General features: G+C 37.9%; 20 protein-coding genes and 1 pseudogene. 8 read left to right on the top strand and 13 right to left on the bottom strand.

The annotated features are described in order from the left end of the window. Positions 1–32 precede the first annotated feature (32 nt). Together ACJV45_RS03785 and ACJV45_RS03790 are read left to right on the top strand one after the other, a co-directional pair. Positions 33–2,561, top strand: coding sequence for a sensor histidine kinase (locus ACJV45_RS03785; RefSeq protein WP_419397680.1), 2,529 nt, complete (start codon positions 33–35; stop codon positions 2,559–2,561). Between the two features lie 9 nt (positions 2,562–2,570). Then, positions 2,571–3,290, top strand: coding sequence for a response regulator (locus ACJV45_RS03790; protein WP_419397681.1), 720 nt, complete (start codon positions 2,571–2,573; stop codon positions 3,288–3,290). A 174-nt stretch (positions 3,291–3,464) separates the two neighbouring features. Here the strand turns inward: ACJV45_RS03790 and ACJV45_RS03795 are convergent, their stop codons facing one another. The 3 genes from ACJV45_RS03795 to ACJV45_RS03805 all read right to left on the bottom strand — a co-directional run bounded on the left by ACJV45_RS03795 (position 3,465) and on the right by ACJV45_RS03805 (position 8,878). Next, a complete protein-coding gene (locus ACJV45_RS03795; protein ID WP_419397682.1) occupies positions 3,465–4,967 on the bottom strand; it encodes a DNA topoisomerase 2-like domain-containing protein in 1,503 nt (500 codons plus the stop codon). 372 nt (positions 4,968–5,339) lie between these two features. Then, positions 5,340–8,033, bottom strand: coding sequence for an ABC transporter permease (locus tag ACJV45_RS03800; RefSeq protein ID WP_419397683.1), 2,694 nt, complete (start codon positions 8,031–8,033; stop codon positions 5,340–5,342). 17 nt (positions 8,034–8,050) lie between these two features. After that, positions 8,051–8,878 carry an ABC transporter ATP-binding protein gene (locus ACJV45_RS03805; protein WP_419397684.1) on the bottom strand — a complete coding sequence of 276 codons (828 nt, stop codon included), beginning with the start codon at positions 8,876–8,878 and terminating at the stop codon, positions 8,051–8,053. A gap of 570 nt (positions 8,879–9,448) precedes the next feature. Between ACJV45_RS03805 and fucO the strand changes: the two genes are divergently transcribed. Next, positions 9,449–10,600: a lactaldehyde reductase gene (fucO, locus tag ACJV45_RS03810; protein WP_101890187.1), complete on the top strand. Its 1,152-nt coding sequence runs from the start codon at positions 9,449–9,451 to the stop codon at positions 10,598–10,600. 141 nt (positions 10,601–10,741) lie between these two features. Here fucO and ACJV45_RS03815 read toward each other — a convergent pair whose 3' ends face one another. Then, complete coding sequence (locus tag ACJV45_RS03815) at positions 10,742–11,785, bottom strand: LacI family DNA-binding transcriptional regulator (protein ID WP_004115320.1); 1,044 nt, start codon at positions 11,783–11,785, stop codon at positions 10,742–10,744. 496 nt (positions 11,786–12,281) lie between these two features. Between ACJV45_RS03815 and ACJV45_RS03820 the strand changes: the two genes are divergently transcribed. The 5 genes from ACJV45_RS03820 to ACJV45_RS03840 all read left to right on the top strand — a co-directional run bounded on the left by ACJV45_RS03820 (position 12,282) and on the right by ACJV45_RS03840 (position 17,856). Next, on the top strand, positions 12,282–13,565 hold the full coding sequence (locus ACJV45_RS03820) for an enolase C-terminal domain-like protein (RefSeq protein WP_004111883.1): 1,284 nt from the start codon (positions 12,282–12,284) through the stop codon (positions 13,563–13,565). Positions 13,566–13,698: 133 nt separating this feature from the next. Then, on the top strand, positions 13,699–14,490 hold the full coding sequence (locus ACJV45_RS03825) for an SDR family oxidoreductase (protein ID WP_004138047.1): 792 nt from the start codon (positions 13,699–13,701) through the stop codon (positions 14,488–14,490). Positions 14,491–14,660: 170 nt separating this feature from the next. Then, positions 14,661–15,947 (top strand): MFS transporter, encoded by a 1,287-nt coding sequence (locus tag ACJV45_RS03830; RefSeq protein WP_032836444.1) that lies wholly within the window; start codon positions 14,661–14,663, stop codon positions 15,945–15,947. Between the two features lie 66 nt (positions 15,948–16,013). After that, the gene (locus ACJV45_RS03835; RefSeq protein WP_004121563.1) at positions 16,014–16,787 is read left to right on the top strand and encodes an amidohydrolase family protein; all 774 of its coding nucleotides are present in this window, start codon (positions 16,014–16,016) and stop codon (positions 16,785–16,787) included. Positions 16,788–16,941: 154 nt separating this feature from the next. Then, on the top strand, positions 16,942–17,856 hold the full coding sequence (locus ACJV45_RS03840) for a dihydrodipicolinate synthase family protein (protein ID WP_004121566.1): 915 nt from the start codon (positions 16,942–16,944) through the stop codon (positions 17,854–17,856). A 448-nt stretch (positions 17,857–18,304) separates the two neighbouring features. On the opposite strand, the gene ACJV45_RS03845 is transcribed toward ACJV45_RS03840, so the two are convergent. The 9 genes and pseudogenes from ACJV45_RS03845 to ACJV45_RS03885 all read right to left on the bottom strand — a co-directional run. Further along, positions 18,305–18,529, bottom strand: coding sequence for a hypothetical protein (locus ACJV45_RS03845; RefSeq protein ID WP_004121569.1), 225 nt, complete (start codon positions 18,527–18,529; stop codon positions 18,305–18,307). 291 nt (positions 18,530–18,820) lie between these two features. Next, positions 18,821–19,471: a hypothetical protein gene (locus ACJV45_RS03850; RefSeq protein ID WP_004121571.1), complete on the bottom strand. Its 651-nt coding sequence runs from the start codon at positions 19,469–19,471 to the stop codon at positions 18,821–18,823. Next, positions 19,440–20,312, bottom strand: a complete 873-nt coding sequence (locus ACJV45_RS03855; protein ID WP_419397685.1) for an ABC transporter ATP-binding protein — start codon at positions 20,310–20,312, stop codon at positions 19,440–19,442. The genes ACJV45_RS03850 and ACJV45_RS03855 overlap by 32 nt, the downstream gene beginning before the upstream one ends. A gap of 4 nt (positions 20,313–20,316) precedes the next feature. Continuing rightward, positions 20,317–20,709, bottom strand: coding sequence for a hypothetical protein (locus tag ACJV45_RS03860; protein ID WP_019261607.1), 393 nt, complete (start codon positions 20,707–20,709; stop codon positions 20,317–20,319). Beyond that, positions 20,706–20,831: a hypothetical protein gene (locus ACJV45_RS03865; RefSeq protein ID WP_004121579.1), complete on the bottom strand. Its 126-nt coding sequence runs from the start codon at positions 20,829–20,831 to the stop codon at positions 20,706–20,708. Before ACJV45_RS03865 ends, ACJV45_RS03860 begins: the two co-directional genes overlap by 4 nt. Further along, entirely contained in the window at positions 20,828–21,007 is a 180-nt protein-coding gene (locus ACJV45_RS03870; protein ID WP_415698274.1) for a hypothetical protein, read from the bottom strand. Before ACJV45_RS03870 ends, ACJV45_RS03865 begins: the two co-directional genes overlap by 4 nt. Before the next feature lie 1,264 nt (positions 21,008–22,271). Continuing rightward, on the bottom strand, positions 22,272–22,457 hold the full coding sequence (locus ACJV45_RS03875) for a TIGR04076 family protein (protein WP_080562098.1): 186 nt from the start codon (positions 22,455–22,457) through the stop codon (positions 22,272–22,274). A 25-nt stretch (positions 22,458–22,482) separates the two neighbouring features. Next, the gene (locus tag ACJV45_RS03880; RefSeq protein ID WP_415685678.1) at positions 22,483–23,010 is read right to left on the bottom strand and encodes a DUF7010 family protein; all 528 of its coding nucleotides are present in this window, start codon (positions 23,008–23,010) and stop codon (positions 22,483–22,485) included. Positions 23,011–23,099: 89 nt separating this feature from the next. After that, positions 23,100–23,194: pseudogene (locus tag ACJV45_RS03885) on the bottom strand (type II toxin-antitoxin system RelB/DinJ family antitoxin); the annotation flags it as partial.

A 23,194-nucleotide genomic window follows, 5' to 3' on the forward strand; every position in this document is an offset into this window, starting at 1 on the left:
TCTATAAAGTGCCGTGTACTAGCCTAGTAGTTATGAAAATATCTCACACGTTTAACAGAGCTATACAACGCTTACGCACTGAGCTTACGCTAAACGATATATTGTGGGGCATTATTCCGCTTATTCTTTTTATACTTTCAACCAATCGATATACTATAAGCAATGTTGACGGATTCTTGACGCAAAGTTCGCTAATTACAACCTATCTTATAAATATTGTTATTGCATCATTACTTTCAGTACGAAAACTATGGCCCGAACACACAGCTGTTATTTTTATTGTTGCATGCATCGTACAAGTAATATTTGGCCCTACTCAACTTTTTGCTGATTTCTTTGGTTTCGTGCTACTTGTTAATGCTATTGCTCTCGGAAATCCAGAACATTCAAAAGCTTTTGTTATTGCAGCTTACATAACAACAGTATTATCTTGCGCAGCAATATCGTGGAATATTGCAATGGGGCCAATATATGGCATCAATCATTCAAAAGCTAGTTATTCTTGCAGCGTAAAAAATATAAATAGTAGTAACATAAAAAATTGCGTTTCAATTATACTTGATTGTGCAATTCCTACTATAATTTTTGCGATTATTATTACTACAATTACGGTTATTATTGGCTACTGGCAGCGCACTCACGTGCACACTATTCAACTTTTACAAGAGAACAATAACGCTATTCGCGCGTACAGAAAGAAAGCTCAGCATATTGCCATTACTGCAGAGCGCGCTAGAATCGCTAGGGATATGCACGATATTGTTGCTCACACGCTTTCTATTATTATTGTTCAAGCAGACGGTGGTCGTTATGCCGCTACACAAGATATTTCTCTTGCTAAAAAAACAATGCATATTATTAAAAACGAAGCAGAGCGCGCCGTTCACGACATGCGTCGACTGCTAGAAGCTTTAACAGACGCTCCATCCGCTCAATTGGATTTCAATCACATACCTTCTCTTATTGAGCAAGCAAAAATTGCATCTCCTAAAAATATTTTTTGGCATACCGTTGATGGCATAAATTCTCAAAATAGACTTAACACGGACGCACAAACCGTTGCATACCGCGTTGTTCAAGAATCTCTTACTAATATTCGAAAGCATGCAGGAAATGGCATTAAAATAAACATTCACGAACAGTGGAACGAACAAGGCTTAACACTAAAAATCACAAATGAAGTACACAAGCTTGAAGCTAATCAAGAGCAAAATAGTGGTGTGCCACATAAAAATGGTTATGGCTTAATTGGCATGAAAGAGCGCATTGAAAATCTTCATGGAACACTTGATTATGGAATACAAAACGATGGAACATTTAGTATTGCTGCTTTTATTCCATACTCTTACAGTACAGATCAATCAAACACTACTGCTTTTGCATTAAATAGTATTACTAACGCTACTTATAAGAACATAAAAGTTAATAATCCATTATCAACGAAAGAAAAACCAGCAAATACAAGCAATAAAACCTCATCAAAAGTTTTGCCAGCAGCAAATAATTCACAAAATAGGATTGAGAAAGTATCACAATGGTTTGAACAACATTGGCTTATTGGCGATGTTATTTATGCATCGCCTTGGACTGTTCTAATGCTTTTTATACCAACTTACGATTTTACTGTTGGAACTGGAATGACTTCGCAATATTCAAGCTCACTTTTAGTACAAATACTTTATAGAGTATTTACTCTTACAACCATGGTGCCACTCATGTTTCGCAGAAAAGCTCCAACTATGTGCGCAATTATTGCAGCAGTATTTTCTGCAATACAGCTTATATGCTTGCCGAATATTTTATTCGCTAATTTCTTTATACCAGCCATTGTTTATGCTGCTGTGCTCTATGGCAAAAAGCACGCATGGCAGTGGGTTAGTGCTGTAGTACTCGCCGAATCTGCTATTTTTGCTGTAAAAATTGGTGTTGCATCAAGAAATATTCCGCAAAATGAAACTCCAATACGATTTTTTACTTCTAATGCGTATACAACTAATTTTTATGACATTATGCAAATGGCATCCGTAGGATTAATTTTTGGTTTTATAGTTGCATTAATTTGTTTTGCTGCCATTGCATTTGCTTATTCCCGCAGAAATGATGACAATAATTTGTTGATTCTAAAAGCACGCAAAACAGAACTAGAGCAAGAGCAAAAACAGCTAGAAGTACTTGCAGCAAATGCCGAAAGGCAGCGTATTAGCGCAAACATTCAGCAAAAAGTTGCTGTTACATTGCATAAAGTAATTGATGCTGCAAATAGTGGAATCAATATGCTAAATGAATACGAAAAAGCAAATAGTAATGCAGAAAATTCAGAGTCAAAAAATCTTAAGCAATCACAAGAACAAATTGAAGCAATTAGTAAAGCTTTTAAAAACATTGGAGATGAAGGTCGATCAGCACTTAGATATATGAGAAAACTACTCGGAATTTTGCGAGAAACGGGTTCAAGTGTTAATTCATCAAACAATAGTGCAAATATAGCTAAGATTGCGGTTCGCCCTGCTCCTTCTCTTGATGAACAAATTCAACACAGACTTGCCAACAAGCACGCATAAATTGATAGTATGGAAAATATGGAAAACAATGAAGTAATTAGAGTCGCTATAGCAGACGATCAGGAGCTTGTGCGCGCAGGATTTGCTATGGTAATCAACTCGCAAAAAGATATGCAAGTTGTTGCTCAAGCTTCAAATGGCAATGAAATTGTAGAAGTTGCGTCAAAAGAACATCCAGATGTTATTTTGATGGATGTGCGCATGCCGTTAATGGATGGATTGGAAGCTACGCGCAAAATTTTGCAAAAAGAAGATAATAGCAATACGCGTATTATTATTTTAACGACTTTTGATTTAGACGAATACGTTATGGCTGCAATTCATACGGGCGCATCGGGATTTTTACTTAAAGATACAGAGCCAGAAACATTGCTTAATTCCATACGAACTGTGTATCAAGGAAACGCAATTATTGCTCCAACTGCTACAAAGCGTTTAATCGAGTCGATGATCTCTAAGCCTAACGATGAAGAAAAAGCAAAAGAAGAAATTGCAACTAAAAACGAGCAAAACACAAACGCTTACGATTCTTGCTTAAATGATTTAACAGATCGCGAGCGCGAAGTTCTTGTAGAAATTGCTCACGGACTGTCTAACCAAGAAATTGCTAATAAACTGTTTATTAGCTTGCCAACAGTCAAAACGCATGTTGCTCATATTTTGGGAAAAATCAACGCTAGAGACAGAGTTCAAGCTGTTGTGTTCGCTTACGAAAATGGTCTTGTTTAATTATTCTTATAAAACAATGCGGCTGCAAAATCAATCTATTCTTCATTGAATGATCGAATTGCAACCGCATTTTAATTTTATTTATATTATTTGTGCTATTTATATTCGCATTGCTTTTATATTCGCATTAAGATATTTTGACTATCTGTATTTGATTATCCGCAATCCTAAGTTTTATTTAGAAAAGCAAATTTTGCCACCGCGACTCATATAAATACCTGCAGCTGCAGAACCACCTATTGCCATTGTTCCTACAACAGCGCCAGCAATTACAAGATTATTGTTGTTCGATGGTGCTTTTGCGTTATCGCTTTTAGCTTCAGATAACTTATTGGTTTCGTCAACAGTTTTGGAATCTTCTTTTACCTCTTCATTTTCTGTATTTTCGTCTTTTTTATTTTCTTCATTATTTTGAGAATCGCTTTTTTCGCTACTAAAAGCGTTATTTGCTTCGGATTCTGCTGGATGAGATACTGGCGATGCTGGATGCGCAGCAGCTGGTGCAGCAGATGCAGAATGTGTAACAGGTGCAACCGGTGCATCAGGTGTTCTCACATTTGCGGAAGCAGCAGAAACAGCTGACTCAGAAGAAACAGTAGATGCATTTTGTGAGTTTTCAACAGAAGCCGCAGGAGTTTCCTTGGATGTAGCATTCTGTGGGATAACCTTTGGTTCAGAAACTGGAACAAATGGTGTTACAGAGGATTCTGCTGGGCGTGCTGCTACAGATGAAGAAGTAGTCGATTCAGCTTCAACACTCTTCGCTTTAGATTTCTTAGATTCTAATGATTCTACTTGCGAAGATCTATATTCAGAAGATGCAAATTTATTATCTGAAGACCGCGAATCAACTTTAGAATCCTTCGGTTTAGTCTGCACAGAATCTTTTTCTTGTACAGCTTTTTCTTCAGTAACTTTAGTATCTGGAGATTTTACTTCTGGAATGGACTTCTCAACTTCTTCCTTCGACTTAGTAGAGTCATTTGGTGTATCAACTGTAGCATCTGACTCTGTACGTGGAGCTGGTGCAGGAGAATCAGGCTTTATTGTTTCTTCTTGAACGTTATTTTCTTCTGCATCAAGATCATCAATATTTACGCCAAGTGATTTTAGTTGTTCATTTACACTTGAAATTTGACCTTCTGTATTTTTAACATATCGACCATATTCTTCTTTTTTATTCTCTTCGACTTTTAATTTCTCAGTATCTTCTGTAAGAGTTTTTTCTATGGTCTTACGCTGAAGGTCAAGCTTTTCTTTTTCTTGAATTAGTCTATTAAACTCTTTTTCAGACTCAGAATCATCTTTTCCGTTTAAAGCATCTATTTCTTTATCTATTTCATCTATTTGTGTTGTTCGTTGACCTGATTCTTTTATTGCATTATCTACTAATTCTTTAAATTTATTATACTCAGATTCTGCTTTCTTTAAATCTTTATTATACTTTTTAAGATTTTCTTTATACTGCTTACGACTAGCAAGTAAATCTTCCTTCGTAGCAGGAGGTTGATTGGAACCACCCAAATCTAATTGTCCAAGTGACTTGAAATCAGAATCAGATGCTTGTGTTACATCACTATTTACAGCATCACTAGCCCACGCTGGCATTGGGCTTTGCATTAATAACAAAACAATTCCTGCAATCAATGCAGCAGATTTTTTATTGACCGTTACCATATTCTTCTACTCCTTGCTCGTAGCGGCCTCATATTTAATTTATGCTTATGTCAGCAGTCAACCAAAGAGCATAACAGAGAAATAAATAAGATTCCAACGTCAAATAATCGAAAAATTTTTCGATTAAGTTGTTATAACAAATATTTAATACTTAATTTTTTCGATTTTCCCGATAAAAAATATTAATCAATATTAATAATATCTAAACAATTGTATTTTATGCATAAAATTTATTTATTTTTTTGACGTACATCACATTATTTTTTCTGCGTGTCGCACGTTATGTAGAAAAAAATAATGCTGATGCACAACTACACCAGCATTATTTCTGTTTTTATAATTAATTTAATATATGTTATAACAACATACAGTTTATTCTTCTGCGAGCGCAACCACTGGCGAAGACTTCACTGCTCTACGAGCTGGAAGCACGCTGGAAAGAAGCGCTGCAAGTAAAGCGATTAGAGCAAGAACCGCGTAAATAGTCCAATCAATTACAAACGGAACTTTGCCAATTGTGCTAAATACCATGTAGGATCCAATCCATCCAAACACCGTTCCAACAATCAAGCCAGAAACAGTGCTTGTTAGGGAGATCAACGTTGCTTCCAACGCAAGAGATCTTCTAACCTGGCCTCTTGTCATGCCTATTGCGCGCAAAGTTGCAGATTCTTTGGTTCGCTCAATAACAGACAAGCTTAATGTGTTTGCAACGCCTATTAAAGCAATCACAACAGCTACTGCTATTAAGCCAACAAGCAACATCATCATTATGTCAATAGTACTCTCCCACTTTGCTCGCTCAAACACGCTTCCAGTAGCCATAACCTCCGCATAACTAGATGTAACATTTCGAATGTTTTTAGCAATATCTACAAGATTAGCTTTGCTAGAGTCTACCGAAATGAGCAAAATATGCGTTGTAGGCTTAAGGTAGTTATTGAAGTAGGATTTGCTCACAAAAGCAGTATTATTTGAATACACACCAACATTTCGATACGTCTTAAACTGAACTTGCTTTACAGTAATGCTCTTATCGTTATTACTAGAGTCTGTATTCATGCCAGTAAATGGAGTAACATTTTCTACACTATCTTCACCAGAACTGTACTTTTCTACGTAAGCTTGCAGATTAAGATTTCCTTTTTTAAGATCAAAAGGCTCTCCACCTTCGTTATTAAACTTAGGCAAAAGCACAGAATCTTTGTTTATATTAACGCCATCAAGGTCAGTGTGCATTACATTTCTAAGTTGATTTACATTATCAACTCCAGCTGCCATAGCGTACTCAGTTTTGCCCTTAGCGTTCTTAAAAGTCATAGGAACTGCAGGAAGCAACTCAGTATGCTTTATTCCACTAATCTTTGAAATGTCGGCAGCTAAAGATTCATCAACATTCTTGCCTTGAATAATAATGTCAACACTGTAACGGTCATCAACAACACCTTTAAGAGTTGCTTTACCGCACATTGCACCAGTTACTACTGTTGAAACAAGCGTTACCCCAATAAGCAAAGATGTTCCAGTTGCTGCAACTCTTCTAGGGTTTCGTTGCACGTTTGCGTTAGCAACTTTAGAAGAAGGCCCACAAAGTGCCATGATTGCGCCAGTTGCCTTCATAGCAAACGGCATCCAGAATGTTGCAGTAATAATAATTCCAATAAACACAAGCGCGCATCCAAACATTGCTCCAAGCAAAGTCATCCAAGAATCAGAACCAGCAGTAGGAGACTTCCCCGCAATCATGCTTGCTAAAGAAGTAGCACTTAAAGCCGTAGCTAAAATACCTACAACAATAAATATCACGCCAAAAACAGCGCGAATAATGCTTGCACGCTTATCTTTAATCAAATCCATTGGTCGTAGCGCTTCCATAGGCGTTACTTTTGTAGCAGATCGCGCAGCACTCATAGACGCAAGAACTGTTACAATCATGCCAATTGCTATTGGCCAGACAACCGCTGGAAGCGAGACAATCAAAGGAATCTTAGATAACGGTCCAGAATTAATATTCACGTTACTAATTGCGCCCATAAATCCGATTGCGCAAAGCACACCAACAGCCGCGGAAATAACTCCAAGTATTGCAGCTTCAAGCAAAACTGCAGCATAAAGCTGGTGCGACTGTGCGCCAATTACGCGCAAAAGTGCAAGAGTGCGTCTGCGTTGAGCAACCAAAACTTGGAATGTGTTTGCAATAACAAGCGAAGAAATAAGCAATGCTAGAACACCAAACGATAGTAAGAACATGGTTACAAAATTAGTGCCGTTGGACATATTTCGAACAGCTCTTACACCAACTTCGTGCCTAGACATAAGAGAAAATTGCTCTGGAAGCAAAGCATTAATCTTAGGAGATAAATCGTTTATTTTAGATTCATCAATACTCATGTACACTTTGCTTTGCACAACTTCATTGTCAGAATTCTTAAGATTTTCGAGTTTTGCACAAAAATCATTCGTTATGCCACCAAGATACGTGCCGCGATTCGAAAATGGTATTTGAGAATGTTCTCCATCGTCAACAAGACCAACCACACGAACATCGTACGATTTTTCTTTATCTCCGCCAGTGTCATCTACTTTAACCAAAGTTATAGTATCGCCAATATTTGCATGTATTGATTTAGCAATACTTTTAATAAGCGTGATTTCGCCTATTTCTTGCGGATCTCTACCTTCTGTTGATTTATACACAGGAAGATTTCCATACAAACCATTAGACCAAGCGATACTCGTAACTGATTTATCACCTTTTTCTACTCTTACAAGTGCAGTCGCATCGTCGCTACGAATACCGTTGACACCAGGCATCTTCGATATTTTGTCTAAATGAAGGTCTTTATAATGAATTTCACTACTCGGAGAACTGTTAGGATTCTTAAATGATATTGCATAATTTGCGCTACCGAATTCATCGGTTGCGTTGCGAACCATCAAGTCATCAACACTGTTGCTAAAAAGCAAAGTAGCGCTCATAAACATGCTGCCTATAAGAATTGCAATTCCAGAGGCGATTAGCATGCGCACGCTTTTGCGCATAAGTTTTAGTGCGATTTTCCACATTCTAACTTCACCACCTTTTATTGCAATTGAGCAGACTGATTATTAATACCAGCTTCGCTGCGTTCCATAAGCATCTTGCTCATGCCTTCTGCAGTAGGATTTTGAACGTCTTCAACGATTTGACCATCTGCAAATACGATTGCTCGATCCGCGTAAGAGGCTGCAACAGCGTCGTGAGTAACCATAATCACGGTTTGACCAAGTTCCGTTACAGACTTCTTCAAGAAATGCAAAACTTCCAAGCTGGAAGCAGAGTCAAGATTACCAGTAGGCTCGTCTGCAAAAACTACGGAAGGCTTAGAGATTAAAGCTCTAGCAATTGCAACGCGTTGTCGCTGACCACCAGAAAGCTCAGCAGGCCTATGCTTTAAGCGATCTTGCAAGCCAAGAGTATTAACCAAAGTATTAAACCATTGCTTATCCGGCTTTTTACCTGCCAAAGTAAGAGGCATAAGAATATTTTGCTCAGCGCTAAACATTGGAAGAAGATTAAAACTTTGGAAAATAAATCCAACCATTTCGCGGCGCATAAGCGTAAGCTGCTTATCGCTCATACCTGTAATATCTAGGCCGTCAACCAAAACCTTTCCAGAATTAACGCTGTCAAGACCAGCCAAAGAGTGCATTAACGTTGACTTTCCAGAACCAGAAGGGCCCATAATCGCCGTAAACTTGCCGCGTTCAAAACTTACGCTTACATCTCGCAGAGCGTGAACAATGCCTGCACCCTTGCCAAAATCTTTAACAACATGCAAAGCTGCAACCGCAGTCTCGCCAATCAAACCTTCTTTAGCAGAATAATTCATTTGCGTAAAACGCGTATCTTCACTATTTTCAACACTCATTTTGCACCTCACATACTTCTGTGATTACCTTACAATTAAAATTTACGTGATTAAAAACGCATTCTCTATAGTGCGTAGGGCTGATATTTTCATTGGAATAATAGGAATTTTGATATTAAATTTTGATAGAAAAATGCTCTTATATAAAATCGTCATACTTTAGTATGAGAGCCAGTATGATAGGCTTAAATTCACGGGCGTAATATCGCAGACCTAAATTTGCATTCCAATTTGCATTCCAAATAGATTATTTAATTCAAAATAAATCAATTAGATAACTACAACACTAATCAATCAAAGAATTTTTCTTAACATAATTAATATTTTTCTTTCAACATATTCATTGCAAATCACGTGCTCTAATTTTTATAAATGTGCTTATTTATATCTAAAATAAATAAAAATGCATAAAATTAGTTAGTTTATGTTCATTTTAATTGCTTATTTGTTAAGTTTAGTAATAAAAAGCTTATTTAATACACTCGCCAAATGTCATGCAATATTGTAGAATATTAAACGACTACCAAAAATTTGGTGTATGCCAATATGAAACTCAAAGGAGATTTTCGCATGGTCTATAGAATGATTTTCAATCAGACTGCTTACTTTGGTCGTGGAGCAATCAAAGAGATTCCAAACGTTGCTAAAGCACACGGCTTTAAAAAAGCATTTGTAGTAACAGATCCTGTTCTTGTAAAAACTGGAACCGTTAAAAAAGTTACAGACGTTCTAGAATCAGCTGGTCTTCCATACGAAGTATTCGACAATGTAAAGCCAAATCCACCTGTTGAATGCATTCAAGACGGTGTAGAAAAGTTCAAGGTATCTGGTGCAGACTTCCTTATTGGACTCGGCGGTGGCTCTCCACAAGATACATGCAAAGGCATTGGAATTATTGTAGCAAACCCAGAGTTTGGCGACGTTCTTTCTCTTGAAGGCGTTGCAGATACAAAGAATCCTTCTGTTCCAATCTTTGGCGTACCTACAACAGCAGGAACAGCATCCGAAACAACAATCAACTATGTTGTTACCGATACTGCAAAGCTTCGTAAATTCGTTGCAGTAGACCCTCACGATATTCCAATCGTTGCATTCGTAGACCCAGACTTAACTGATTCCATGCCACGCTCGCTTAAAGTTGCAACTGGCTTGGATGCACTCACCCACGCAATCGAAGGTTTCATTACTCCAGGAGCATGGAGCCTTTCGGATTGCTTATCTTTGCAAACAATTCGCATGATTGCACAAAACCTTGCAAAGAGCGCAGATGGAGACGTTCCAGCAGGCGAACAAATGGCTTACGCAAGCTACATAACTGGCATGGCATACTCCAACGTTGGTTTGGGCTTGGTTCACGGCATGGCTCACCCACTCGGTGGACGCCTTGGCGTTGCTCATGGCGTTGCGAACGGAATTTTGCTTGCTCCTGTTATGGAATATAACAAGGATTACAGTGGCGAAAAGTATCGCGATATCGCTGCAGCATTCGACGTTCCAAACGCATACACAGATGACCTCGAAACCGTGCGCAATGCTGCTGTAAAGGCAGTTCACGACTTAACTGTTAAGCTTGGAAACCCTACTAAGATTAGCGAAGTTGGAGCTAGTGAGGCAGATATTGAAGGCTTAAGCCACGATGCTTTGGCAGATGTTTGCACTCCAGGAAACCCACGCAAGGCAACTTTGGAAGACATTCGCAAGATTTACACAAGCTTGATGTAGTCTTCTAAAATAATAAATAATAAATAAATACGCAATATTTGTGGACGCAACTTATCTTGATTTAGGCTGCGTCCACATTTATTTGATTTATGTCATAAGCCATAAATCATAAGTCAAATTCTATATCTAATAACTCTTCTATCAATCGACAACAGTCTGAGTACTTTCTCGAATAACAATATGCGCAGGAAGAACCAGTTGATTCTCAATCTCCTTACCTTCCCTAATCTCAAGAATCATTCTAATAGCATTCTTTGCTATTGAATCAAAAGGCTGATTAACAGTTGTTAAAGATGGCATCAAATACTGTGCAGGATACACGTCATCAAACCCAGCTACAGAAAGCTCAGATCCTAACTTAATACCGCGCTCGCGAGCAGCGCGATACACATTTACAGCTGTAATATCGTTGCAAGCAAAAATAGCAGTAGGACGCTTTTCTTCAGGCAAATCCAAAATCTTACAAGCCATTTCATAGCCACGTTCAGGAAGATAATCCCCCTCTTTAACCAAATCTTTATCAATCGTCAAGCCAGACTGCTCCATTGCAGCGTTATATCCAGCAAATCGGGCTACACCAGATTGAACATTAAGAGGACCAGTTATAACGCCTATTCTCTTATGCCCCAGATTAATCAGATGTTTTGTAAGCTCATAAGCTCCTGTCCAATTATCGATTGAAATCGTGTGATCTTCCCCATTAGAAAGAGACACGGGATCAATTATAATCAACGGAATATTTCGCATACGCAAAAATTCCTTATCTTTCTGCGTAAGATCAGACATTTGAGATATAACACCAAGAGGATTTCTATCTACAATTCCACGCAAACACTCATCACGTTTCTTACCATTATCGGTTTGAGCGACTGTAAGAGCTAATCCTTCTCTTTGCGCCCAACGAGATGCGTAAGTAATCATCTCAATAGTGCCATTATTTGCCACATAATCTACTAATAATTCAATTGTCGGAGATACCTTAGTGCTTACAAGCGAATACTCGCGCCCACTTTTTAAAAGAACTTCTTCTACTTTTTTGCGAGTCTCATCTGAAACGCCAGTTCTACCGTTAATAACCTTCGAAATTGTAGAAGGCGATACCCCCGCCTTTTTAGCCAACTCCGTTATGCGAGGTTTTGAAGATTCATTTTCAGCAATGCTAGTTGCGTGACTACGAGTTGGCATATGCACTCTCCTAATTCCTATATTCCTATGCTCATATGCTTATAAGTCGCAAAATTTTCTTAAGTCGCAAACAAATGCAGAGAAAATTTCTTACTTAATTTTGCATTAATTCTCAGCAATGCGAAAATTCAAAAAATAGAAAAATCGCATTATTGCCTGACATATCAAGCCTAATAGAAATAATATCATATATTATTTCGCTACAGACTATGCAAAGTCGCGAAATTTTCTTATGACACGCCGAATAATCAGAATTTAACAGATAACATCGATGCCAAAAGTATTCATTTTTTAACAGTTATAAAAGATAAAAGCTCAATTTTTCAATATTCTTAAAATCCGAAATATGACATTTATCACAAAACGTGAGATTAGGAAAAATTCGCAAAAAATTATTTACGAAAATTTCCTAACAATTAGAACATTTTTCTATTATTTTGTTATAAAATACAGGAGTAGGTCACAACGATCTTAAAGCAAAGGAGCACAAATCGTTATGAGTACAATTACATCAGTAAAAACCTATGATTTTAGATTCCCTACGTCGCAAACGCTTTCTGGGTCCGACGCAATGAACAAAGATCCAGATTATTCATCCGCATACGTAGAAATCAAAACCAGCCTAGACGATGGCATTAAAGGTGTTGGATTTGTATTTACGATTGGCCGCGGCAACGACGTTGTTTGCGCAGCAATCGACTCCATGTCTCAAGTGCTTATTGGCAGAAACGTAGAAGAATTACTAGACAACATGCGACTTGCATGGGATCTTTTCGTTCACGACTCACAACTTCGCTGGCTAGGTCCTGAAAAAGGCGTAGAACACATGGCAATTGGCGCGATTTTAAGCGCGTTGTGGGATATTAAAGCAAAGAGAGCTGGAAAGCCTTTGTGGCGCTTGCTTGCCGAGATGGATCCAAAGGAATTAGTCTCTACGCTCGACTTCCGCTACATGACAGACGCCTTACGTCCAGAAGAAGCAATCGAATTCTTGCAAGATGGCCAAAAAGGTAAGGAAGAGCGCATTGCAGACTTGCTTGTAAACGGCTACCCAGGGTACTCCACTGCTGCAGGCTGGCTCGGTTACAGCGACGAGAAAATGGTTGCAATCGCTAAGGAAGAATCGCAAGTTAAAGGCTTTAAGCAAATTAAGCTTAAGGTTGGTCAAAATGTAGATGACGATTTAAGAAGACTCGCACTTGCTCGCGAAGCAATCGGACCAAATGTTCGCCTTGCAGTAGACGCAAACCAAGTGTGGGATGTTCCAACAGCAATTACTTGGATTAATCGCTTCCACGACTTCGACTTAGCTTGGGTAGAAGAGCCAACAAGCCCAGACGATGTTATTGGACACGCAACAATCGCCCGCGCAATCAACCCAATACCAGTTGCAACTGGCGAGCAAATGCAAAGCAGAATCATGTTCAAGCAATACTTGCAGGCAAACGCATTTGGAATAATGCAAATCGACGCAACTCGAGTTGCAGGTCCACAAGAAGTTGTTCTCGAATACTTGCTTGCTCGTAAGTTTAACAAGCCAGTTTGCCCACACGCAGGTGGCGTTGGATTGTGCGAAGCCGTATGCCACTTTGCAATGTTTGATTATGTTGCAGTTTCTGGAACAAAGGAAGGTCGCATGATTGAATACGTAGACAATCAGCACGAGCACTTTGTACATCCAACACAAATCAAGAATGGCAATTACGTTGCACCAACCGCCCCAGGTAATGGCACTGAGATGACGCTGGAAACAGCCGAAAAGTACCTTTATCGCGGCTAAAAATAATAAAAAAATAAGCGGCTAATCGCATAGTGATTAACGGTTAGCCGCTTGTAAAAATAATAAATCATAGAATTTTATAATTTAAAAATTAACTAAAAGCAAACCACATCATTTAACAAAGGAGTTCATTATGGATTTGCATTTGGAAGGCAAGGTTTTCATTGTAACAGGTGGATTCAAGGGAATTGGTAAAGGCATTACGCTTCAGCTTGCTCGAGAAGGCGCAATTCCAGTAGTTATTAACCGCGCAGATGCTGCAGAAGAAACATTCCGCAAAGATATTGAGCAATACACAAAGAACTACGATGTTTATCTTCTCGACTTGAACGACACGGACGAGATTGCACCAATTATTGAAGAAACCTATAAGAAGTATGGTCATATTGACGGCATTGTAAATAACGCTGGCGTTAACGACAACAAGGATTTGGAATCCACTTCTTGGCGCGACTTCGAGAAGTCGATTCACGGAAACCTCACTCACTACTACGAAACTGTTCATGCTGCTGTAAAGTACTTGAAGGAAAGCCACGGAGCTGTTGTGAACATTTCTTCTAAGACTGCTCTAACTGGCCAAGGCAAGACTAGCGCTTATGCTGCTGCAAAAGGCGGAATCTTAGGCTTGACTCGCGAATGGGCTGCAGCTCTTGTGCATGATCGCGTGCGCGTAAACGCGATTGTTGTTTCGGAATGCTGGACTCCACTGTATGCAGATTGGATTAAGACATTTGGTGACGAAGCTGCTCAGCAAGCTCGCTTGAAGGTTATTACAGACAAGATTCCTCTGGAAAACCGCATGACTACTACGGAAGAGATCGGAAACGAAGCTGCATTCCTGCTTTCGGATCGCTCTTCGCACACCACTGGTCAGTGGGTATTCGTTGATGGAGGCTACGTGCATCTTGATCGCGCTTTGTCTTAAATTCTAAACTTCAACTTTAAGATTTAGTGCAATAAATAAGCAATAAATAACCTGTTTAATGGTGCGTAATCTGAATTAATAAACTTACGCACCATTAACACAACAATATTAAAAAATTCCATAAGTATTCTATAGACTATTCTCAAAATTATTCTCACATGGGAGTGACGATGATTACAAACGAGAACGACAACGTGGTCGTTAACAATAACAAAAGTAGCTCAAAAGCTATGATTGCCATCGTATTGGTAACATCTTTGTTCTTTGTATGGGGCTTGACCATGAATTTGGTCAATGCACTGAATTCACCATTTGGCAATTATCTTGAACTGAATAATACTCAAAAAGCATTGCTGCAGGTAGCATATTTTGGCGCATACTTCGTTATGGCAATTCCTGCAGGCTTAATTGCAAAGCGTTTTGGATACAAGGGCGGCGTTATTAGTGGCCTCGCACTCTTTGCTCTTGGCGCATTTGCGGTAATCCCTGCAACAGCTACCGCAAGCTACGCAATGTTCCTAGTAGCAATGTTTGTTATAGCGTTGGGCGCAGCAACTTTGGAAACGAATTGCAACCCTTACATTACTAAGCTTGGCGATGAGAAGGGCGAATCCTTTAGAATCAACATGGCACAGAGCTTCAACGGAGTTGGAAACATTGTTGGACCTCTTATTCTTGGTCAAATTTTAGGCAAAACTGTTGCAAAGAATGAGCCAGGCTTCGACGTTGCTAAGCTAAAGTTCCTTGGCGATACTCGCTTGATTTACATTGTTATTGGCATTGTTCTTATTGCGATTATTGCAATCTTCTTCTGCTTTAAGCTTCCTACTCCTCCAGGAGACGTTGAGGCAGACCAGGAAAGCAAGGGTGATTCTTCCTTCATTCATCTTATGAGCAAGCCATACTTTACTCTTGGAATTATTGCAGAGTTCATCTTTATTGGACTTCAGGTTGCTGGAATGGCAATGTTCTCCGACTTTGCTCTAAAGCATTGGGGTACTGGAATCACCACTGGTGTTGCTGCTTCTATGCTTGCAATCGTTTCCTTAATGTTTACGATTGGTCGCTTTGTTACAACTCCTTTGATGGCAAAGTTTGATGGTGGCAAGATTCTTGGATTATACATGACTTTGAGCGCAGTTCTTATGTTTGTGGCATTCCTTGGACTTGGTCAGATTTCTGTAATCGCCTACATTGTAGCGTACTTGTTCATCTCTATCGGCTTCCCAACAATCTTCTCTCTTACTCTTAAGGGAATTCATGGAGCAGCAGCAAAGACTGGTTCTTCTGCACTCGTTATGAGCATTGTTGGCGCTGCAATCATTCCGTTAGTTTTCGGTTTGGTACAAGATTTTGCTGGAATCGAAGCCGCCGTATTACTCACCGTTCCAGGCTTCTTGTATGTTGCTTGGTACGCTCTTTGGGGCTCCAAGATTGGTCTTGTAGAAGCTAAGTAATTCGCGAATAACTACAAAGTCTTTATTTGAAAGTCTTTAGAAAGACTTTAGAAAGGAAAATTTATTATGTCTCAACTTCGTATTTTAGATTCCCATTTTCATATTTGGGATCCAACAAAGCAAGTCTTACCTTGGCTTGATGGTTTAGACAAATTAAACCACACTTTTACTCTAGAGCAGCTGGAAAAAGAGTATGCAGATTTGGGCGTTGACTTCCTCGGTGGCGTATACGTTGAGGTTGATGCTGCAGACCACGAGCTAGAAGATAGGCTTATTGGCGAAAATCCTAATCCAAAGATTCTGGCTAAAATGCTTAGGGTTACATTGGATCCATTTATGCGCGTGCCAATTCACGCAACTGGCATTCGCGAACCTCTTCACATTCCAAGCGAACCACGCGGACGCTGCCTAGAGCCTTCATTTATTGGTGGTCTTAAGGCAATGGCAAAGAAAGGCATGCCTTTTGAGCTTTGCAATCGTGGCGAAGAGCTTGGAGACATGGCTAAAGCTTTTGAGCAAGTTCCAGAAGTGACTGTTGTTCTAAACCATTTGGGCAATGTTCCAGGATTAGACGATGATTCTTGCAATGCTTTGCGTGCGTTTGCAAAGCTTCCACACAGCTATATTAAGATTTCTGGAGATAATCCAGTAAATCCAGATATTGTTAAGTTTGTACGCGACACGTTTAGCCCTGATCGCCTACTCTTTAGCTCCAATTGGCCAGTTGTTAAGTTGAATTCTTCACTTAAGCAGCATCTTGACTTAATGGTTGAACTTTTCGGCGACGACGAAGATTTCTTCATGAATAATGCAAAGAAGGCGTATGGTATTAAACTGTAATTAATTGAGTTATTTGAATAGTCGATTTGAATAGTCGATTTGAATAATCATTGCTTATGGGGTGTAAGATTTTGCCAGTTAAAGTCTTATACCCCATAATTCAATACATAGAATAATTAAATACACAAAATAATTAAATAAAAGGATGAATTTTATGACTACTTCTAATGGTGCAAAGCTCGATTTGCATGCTTTTAAAGGCGTTTTTTGCCCATCAATAACTGTAAGCAAAGATGATGGAAGCATTGACTACGACTTATGGGCAAAGCACTTAGACCATCTGATTGATGCTGGGATTAATGGCATATTGATTTTTGGCAGCATTGGCGAGTTTTATGCATATCCGCTTAGCGTAAAAAAGGAAGCTGCTAAGTTTGCTATTGAACACGTTAATCACAGAGTTCCAGTTCTTATAGGAGTTGGAAACACGAATCTTAACGAAGTGCTTGACTTTACTAAGTTTGCGGAAAGTTGCGGAGCAGATGCTGTTGTAGCCGTGTCTCCATACTACTTTGGACCAACTGCACCAACCGCAGAACGCTACTTTGGTGCAATTGCTAACGCAACTAGCTTGCCTGTTATTCTATACAACTTCCCTGCTAGAACTGGCAGCGATTTAACACCAAGCTTAGTTGCAAGTCTTGCTGAAAAATACCCGAATATTGTTGGTATTAAAGATACGGTAGATACTATAAGCCATACTCGCGCAATGATTGAAGCCGCTAGACGCGTAAACCCAGATTTCGTTGTTTTCTCTGGCTTTGATGAGTATTACACTCCTAACAGGATTGCTGGAGGAAATGGCGTGATTTGTGGACTTACTAATGTAGAGCCAGAGACTTTTGCATCTTTGCATAAAGCGTATGAGGCTGGCGATTTTGCGCATCTTATTGAATGTGCTAAAAGAATCAGCCATTTGATGGCAGTTTACAACACTACCGACTTGTTTATTTCTGCTATTAAAGCTGCTGTAAATCTTAAAGGATTGCCTATTAGTACGCTTGTTCGCGAGCCTGCAAGTCAAGTTAATAGCGATCAAATCGAAGCAATTCGCGAGCTTCTTAAGTAAAGTAATAAGTCACTCAAATAATAAATCAAGAATAAAAAAGAACGGCTTCACACACTCTAAGCCGTTCTTTTTTATATTTGTTTAACTACTTTTGAATATCTAAACTTTTCTATCTAATCTAAGTATATCTAAGTATATCTAAGTATATCTATGTATATCTAAGTATATCTATGTATATCTAAGCATATCTATATAAATCTAATATAGTTAACATTAATCCAGAGGTATCTATTAGCTAAAATTTAATACTTATATTGATTCTTACAACAACCACAGAATTAAAATGGGGCTTAAAAGACAATTATGGAACATCGTGGTATGATTGCACAAAATGTCTAAAAATTGTCCTAAGCCCCTTTTGTTTTCAATGTCAAGTAATACTAAATGTTAAGCTTTTCAGCTTAACTACAGCAAGTTTTCCTTGGTATTTCAACGAAAACTCGGTTTTTTAGCACACTTTTTGCCGCTTACCCTCAAAAATAGTTCCTTCATTAGGCAACGACATCGTTGTCATCAAAGCAAGCATAAACATAAGCGGACCGAGCGCATTTCCATACGTTTTGAACATCACACCAAAATCATGGCCGAATACCACCATCGACAAGTAAAGGAACATAAAATTCACAGCTGTAAACATAACCAACTTCAGCACGAACATAAGAACCTTGTACATGAGAATATCCTCCTCACTCACTCCACGGAGTCGCACACCAAATAGTTTTAATACTCATTCTATCCAATAATTTTTTGCCATACAATTGTTGTTGTTATTTTTGATAACATATAAAATGTATAAGGTGTTCTAAGTTTTACTTGTAACAACTAGAAATAGGGTTATTCCCCCCCCCCCCAAAAAAAAATACTAAATTACGCAAATAGACTACAATTAGAATACTCTAATGAAACTAACGAATAACATTATGACAATAGCTGGAAGTATACGAGATACTACACTTTTCATAACTCAGTACTCTTTTTTCGTAAATTGTAATAACGACAATAGGAAAAACAGAACAATATACATTAGAGCAATAATACAAGTTGCAGACGTAAGAGCGGTGAACGAGTCTGGTGATAAATAATAAAATATCTGAAAAGAATACACGGATGTTTGAGACAATATTATGTTTATCAAATTCGGCAATATCCATAATAATATAAAGGAAAGAATCATCGTAACACCAACTTTTTCAAAATATATCAACAGATTCATATTTATAGCAATATACAAAAGGAAAATTATCGGATATACGAGCAGTTGATGCACAACTATCCCTAGAGACGAGTAATTTAGTGACAAAAATACCAAATTTACGACTAGATAAATGCTTACGTATTCACCATATATAAAACACAATAATTTAATCCTATTAGGAATATACTCTAGATAATGATGAATAATTTTCTTCTCTTGCCATTCACCAATTGATAATATCTGATATAGGCTTAAAAATAGTATAGTTATCGTTGAAAAGAATTTATATTGTGATAAAAATGCACCTCTTTTAGCTTGAAATACTATAAACACGCAACATGCCAAATACAAAACAAAAGACAATAAGAAAAGCTTCTGATGACTAAACTTAATAATTTCTGATTTTATATAGTACTTCATCATCATCTTCCTCCAACATAAAATCTTTAATATCATGCGTAATATCACTGTATTCCACGATTTGTACCCCATGCTCAATCAGCAATTTAAGAACCTTGGCAATATCCTCTCTAGGCAATTTAATTCTAAAAGTTGATTCTTTGTTATCTTTGCTACGACAAAAAACCTCATATCTGTTAGAAAGCAATTCACTAATATCCACATCATTTACAACAATCACATTATAAATTCTTAGATTATCATTAAAATTAACAATTTTTTGAATTTTCCCTTTTTTTAAATACCATACAATATCAGCAATTTCACCTAACTCATCTAATATATGACTTGAAATTACAAGGCTTTTACCTTGTGAGCGCAATGACAAGATAGTGTCTTTTAACTGCTTTATAGTAAGAACATCTAATCCATTGAAAGGTTCATCAAGAAGAATAATTTCACTATTTGAGAGCAATATTCTAGCAATATTTAATTTTTGCTTCATACCTAGCGACAATTGTTTAAACTTTTTATTTTTTGCTTCGTCGAGACTCACCTGATGCAATAATTTATCACAATTAAAGTCTTTTCTCCCCATCAAAGCAGCAAAGACTCTAAGATTATCCTGTACAGAAAATTCGTCATAAAAAGATGGATTCTCAATAGCAAATGAAAGTGAACTGTCCAATTCAATATTGCCTTGATAATCAACTATCAAATTTGCAATGCACTTCATTAACGTGGTTTTTCCTGAACCATTATTGCCTACTAACGCAATAATTTGCCCAGCACTGCTTTCCAAAGAAATGTCATCTAAAACGACTTTTTCCCCATATGATTTTTTCAAATGAGATATCTTCATAAGATTACCTCTTAACAAATGAAACTAAAAATTTCCGATCTCCTTTTACAGAAATCTTACTATCTTCACCAATAAAAATTTTAGGACTCTCTTCGTAGATAACAGCATTTTTAACATTTCCTGGCTGTTTCTGAGCACGCACAAAAAGAGCATCATCAAGCTTGTACAGCTTTCCAGCAAAGCGTATCTCTCCTTTGCCTCTCTTTGCATAAATAGCATACACTCCTGGCTTTAACGATAAGTTATCGTTATTCTTATAATCTCCTGAAACTAGTGTTGGCAAATCATCACGAACCATACCAAAACGAACATTATTTGTCTTATACCCTACATACAGCAGACTGATAAGACCGAGGATTACTATGGTAGCTGCAAATATCCATTTTTTGCTTTTCATTTCTTAATCACATCCAAATCTATTATTTCATCAGCAATTTTATCGAACATTGCATCATGAGTAACAATAAAAATCATCGCAGTCTTTTTTAACTCCAAGACTTTGTCTATAAAAATCTTCATTGTTTCAAAACCTCTTCAATATTAAACAAAGATAAACCTTGCTCAATATCTAAACTAGAAACAACCGATTTAAAACTTCTTTCATTAAATCTATGATAATTTTCTAGCAATGATTTGATAATTGCAATACCACAATCTGAAGTCAAATTTTGCATATTGTAAGGATAAGCCACCATCTATTGAGCTCCTCAAAGTTTCAAGGCGTGGAGGCTATCATAGCCTCCACGCTACAGATTTAATCACAAATGTTAAAAAGCATCATACAATCAAATCAATTTTCTCAAATACTAAATTACGCAAATAGATTACAATTAGAATACTCTAATGAAACTAACCTAATCTACTGTTGTAATGAAATCTGGTAATATAATCATATGCAGAACTAGAGAATCATCCCCAGCATATGAAACCCCAGACAACACACATCCATCCAGCTCTAATCGAACGAGATTCTTCTAGCGTTAGCTCCTTCATAATAATCATCTCTTCTCTTTCAGGTAAAAAACCTCTTATAGAGCTAAATCCGCAACATCATAAACGAATGTTGCATTCTCAACTCTCACCATAATTGTAAAGCATTTATGATGTCTTGTTAATGCACTGTAACGAAAATGTTATAACACATATATACCAGATATTTCCACCAACTTTCATCCTGGCATTCATGTAATTATCGCGAATTATGTATGATTTTGAAGATAAAATTCACATGAAAATATGCAGACTATCCTCTATTACGATTGCTCATTTTTCTCAATTATCGGGTTATAGACCCAAAAAAATAAGGTACGACCACACCTTATATGTGAAATCTTACCTTATTTTTGTTTTATGACTTCAATTTCCCACTTCACCAGCTGGGTGCAAAGTGGCGAATCGACTTGAATGGGCGCTTTGACAGAGCTTGAAATTGCATAACGCATTTCAAGCTCCTTCAAAGCGTGATTTGGCATGTAAAGTCCAGTGGACTTTACATGCCAAATCAGCCGAACGGCTACTAATAGCCGTAAGGAATAGCATAATTCGCGAATGCACTTCGATTCGCTGAGCTTGCTCAAAGTTGAAAGCACAGTGTGCTTTCAACGCAAGCGAAGTACGTTAACATCCTGCGCACTCAACCCTAGAGCGTCGACATGTTCCCACATACAGCAAAATCGCACTCAAAAACCGCGCCGAGCCAGCTTACAGCCGCTTCGCATTAAACCTTTTAACGATAGCCCTCGCTAAACTCTGCTACACAAGGGCAAACTTGCACCCAGCTAATCAGCCTTTGACATCAACACTACAGTCTCACATGTTTCAAGACTGCCCTGATGATAACCCTCCATCAAGAAGCTGATCTTAACGCTCGTTGCATGATGGAAGATGGCAATGGGAATGTCGTTGGAACGTGCGTATCTAAGGTATAATTTTGAGCTTAAGTATCCTTACTAACCGGGATTAGTCTTCGTAATCAATCCGTTCTATCTTGAAGATAACCGGTCTTGTTTCATCAGAACAGCAGGCTATCATTTCATTTTCCTTTGCCATCCAGCCTTTCATTATGGAACCGCCTTGTAGGCCGGAATAGATATAACTACTGATTGCATCCCATAATTCCGAGCAATATTGCGTTTGTGAACATATTCAATAAAGAATTCCATTTACTTATCTATATACCATTCAGTTCATTTCGCAAAATAAAGACAAAGGCAATTTCGACAGCTGCAGCTGTTCCTGCAACAACAAATCCACCAAAAAGATTTCCTAAAACAAGCGATAAAACAGGAATGATAATTGCAAAAACCCGGTAGGCTTTTGATTTGTACAGCCATGAATACGGCAGTAAATGTGCACCAAATACCATTGCATACACCATAATCATTTTATCAGGTACGGAGTTAAACACCCATATTACAATGAGAAGATATAAAATCTGATTCATTGTAAATAAAAACCCTAAATTTCCCAGCTCGTTGTCCTTTGAAAATATATCCACGCCAATTTTCTTCCCTATCAGCCATGACAGCGGAAGCATAGGCATTGAACAACAAAACACCAAGATATTTTTCATCGCAATATTTATATCCAATGCTGCGACAACCGTAATCAATAACCATATTACGACGGACGTAAGAATAAACGGCAAACCTTTTTTCTGCTTTATGATGATATCATTCCTCAATTCATCTAAGCTCATTAATTTCTCCTTTCTCATCAACACAAAAATAAACGTAATAATTTTTTACGCGTATTCTTCTAAAACCAAGCTCACACCACGGTTTCCTATCATCGTTCAAGCTCTTCAAAAACATCATCTATAGGATAACTATCACTTTGAGCCGCCTGATCATAACCTTTAGCCATCAACGCGTTAAACGTCT

Source organism: Gardnerella lacydonensis, assembly GCF_048545055.1.
GTDB classification, from domain to species: domain Bacteria; phylum Actinomycetota; class Actinomycetes; order Actinomycetales; family Bifidobacteriaceae; genus Bifidobacterium; species Bifidobacterium vaginale_C.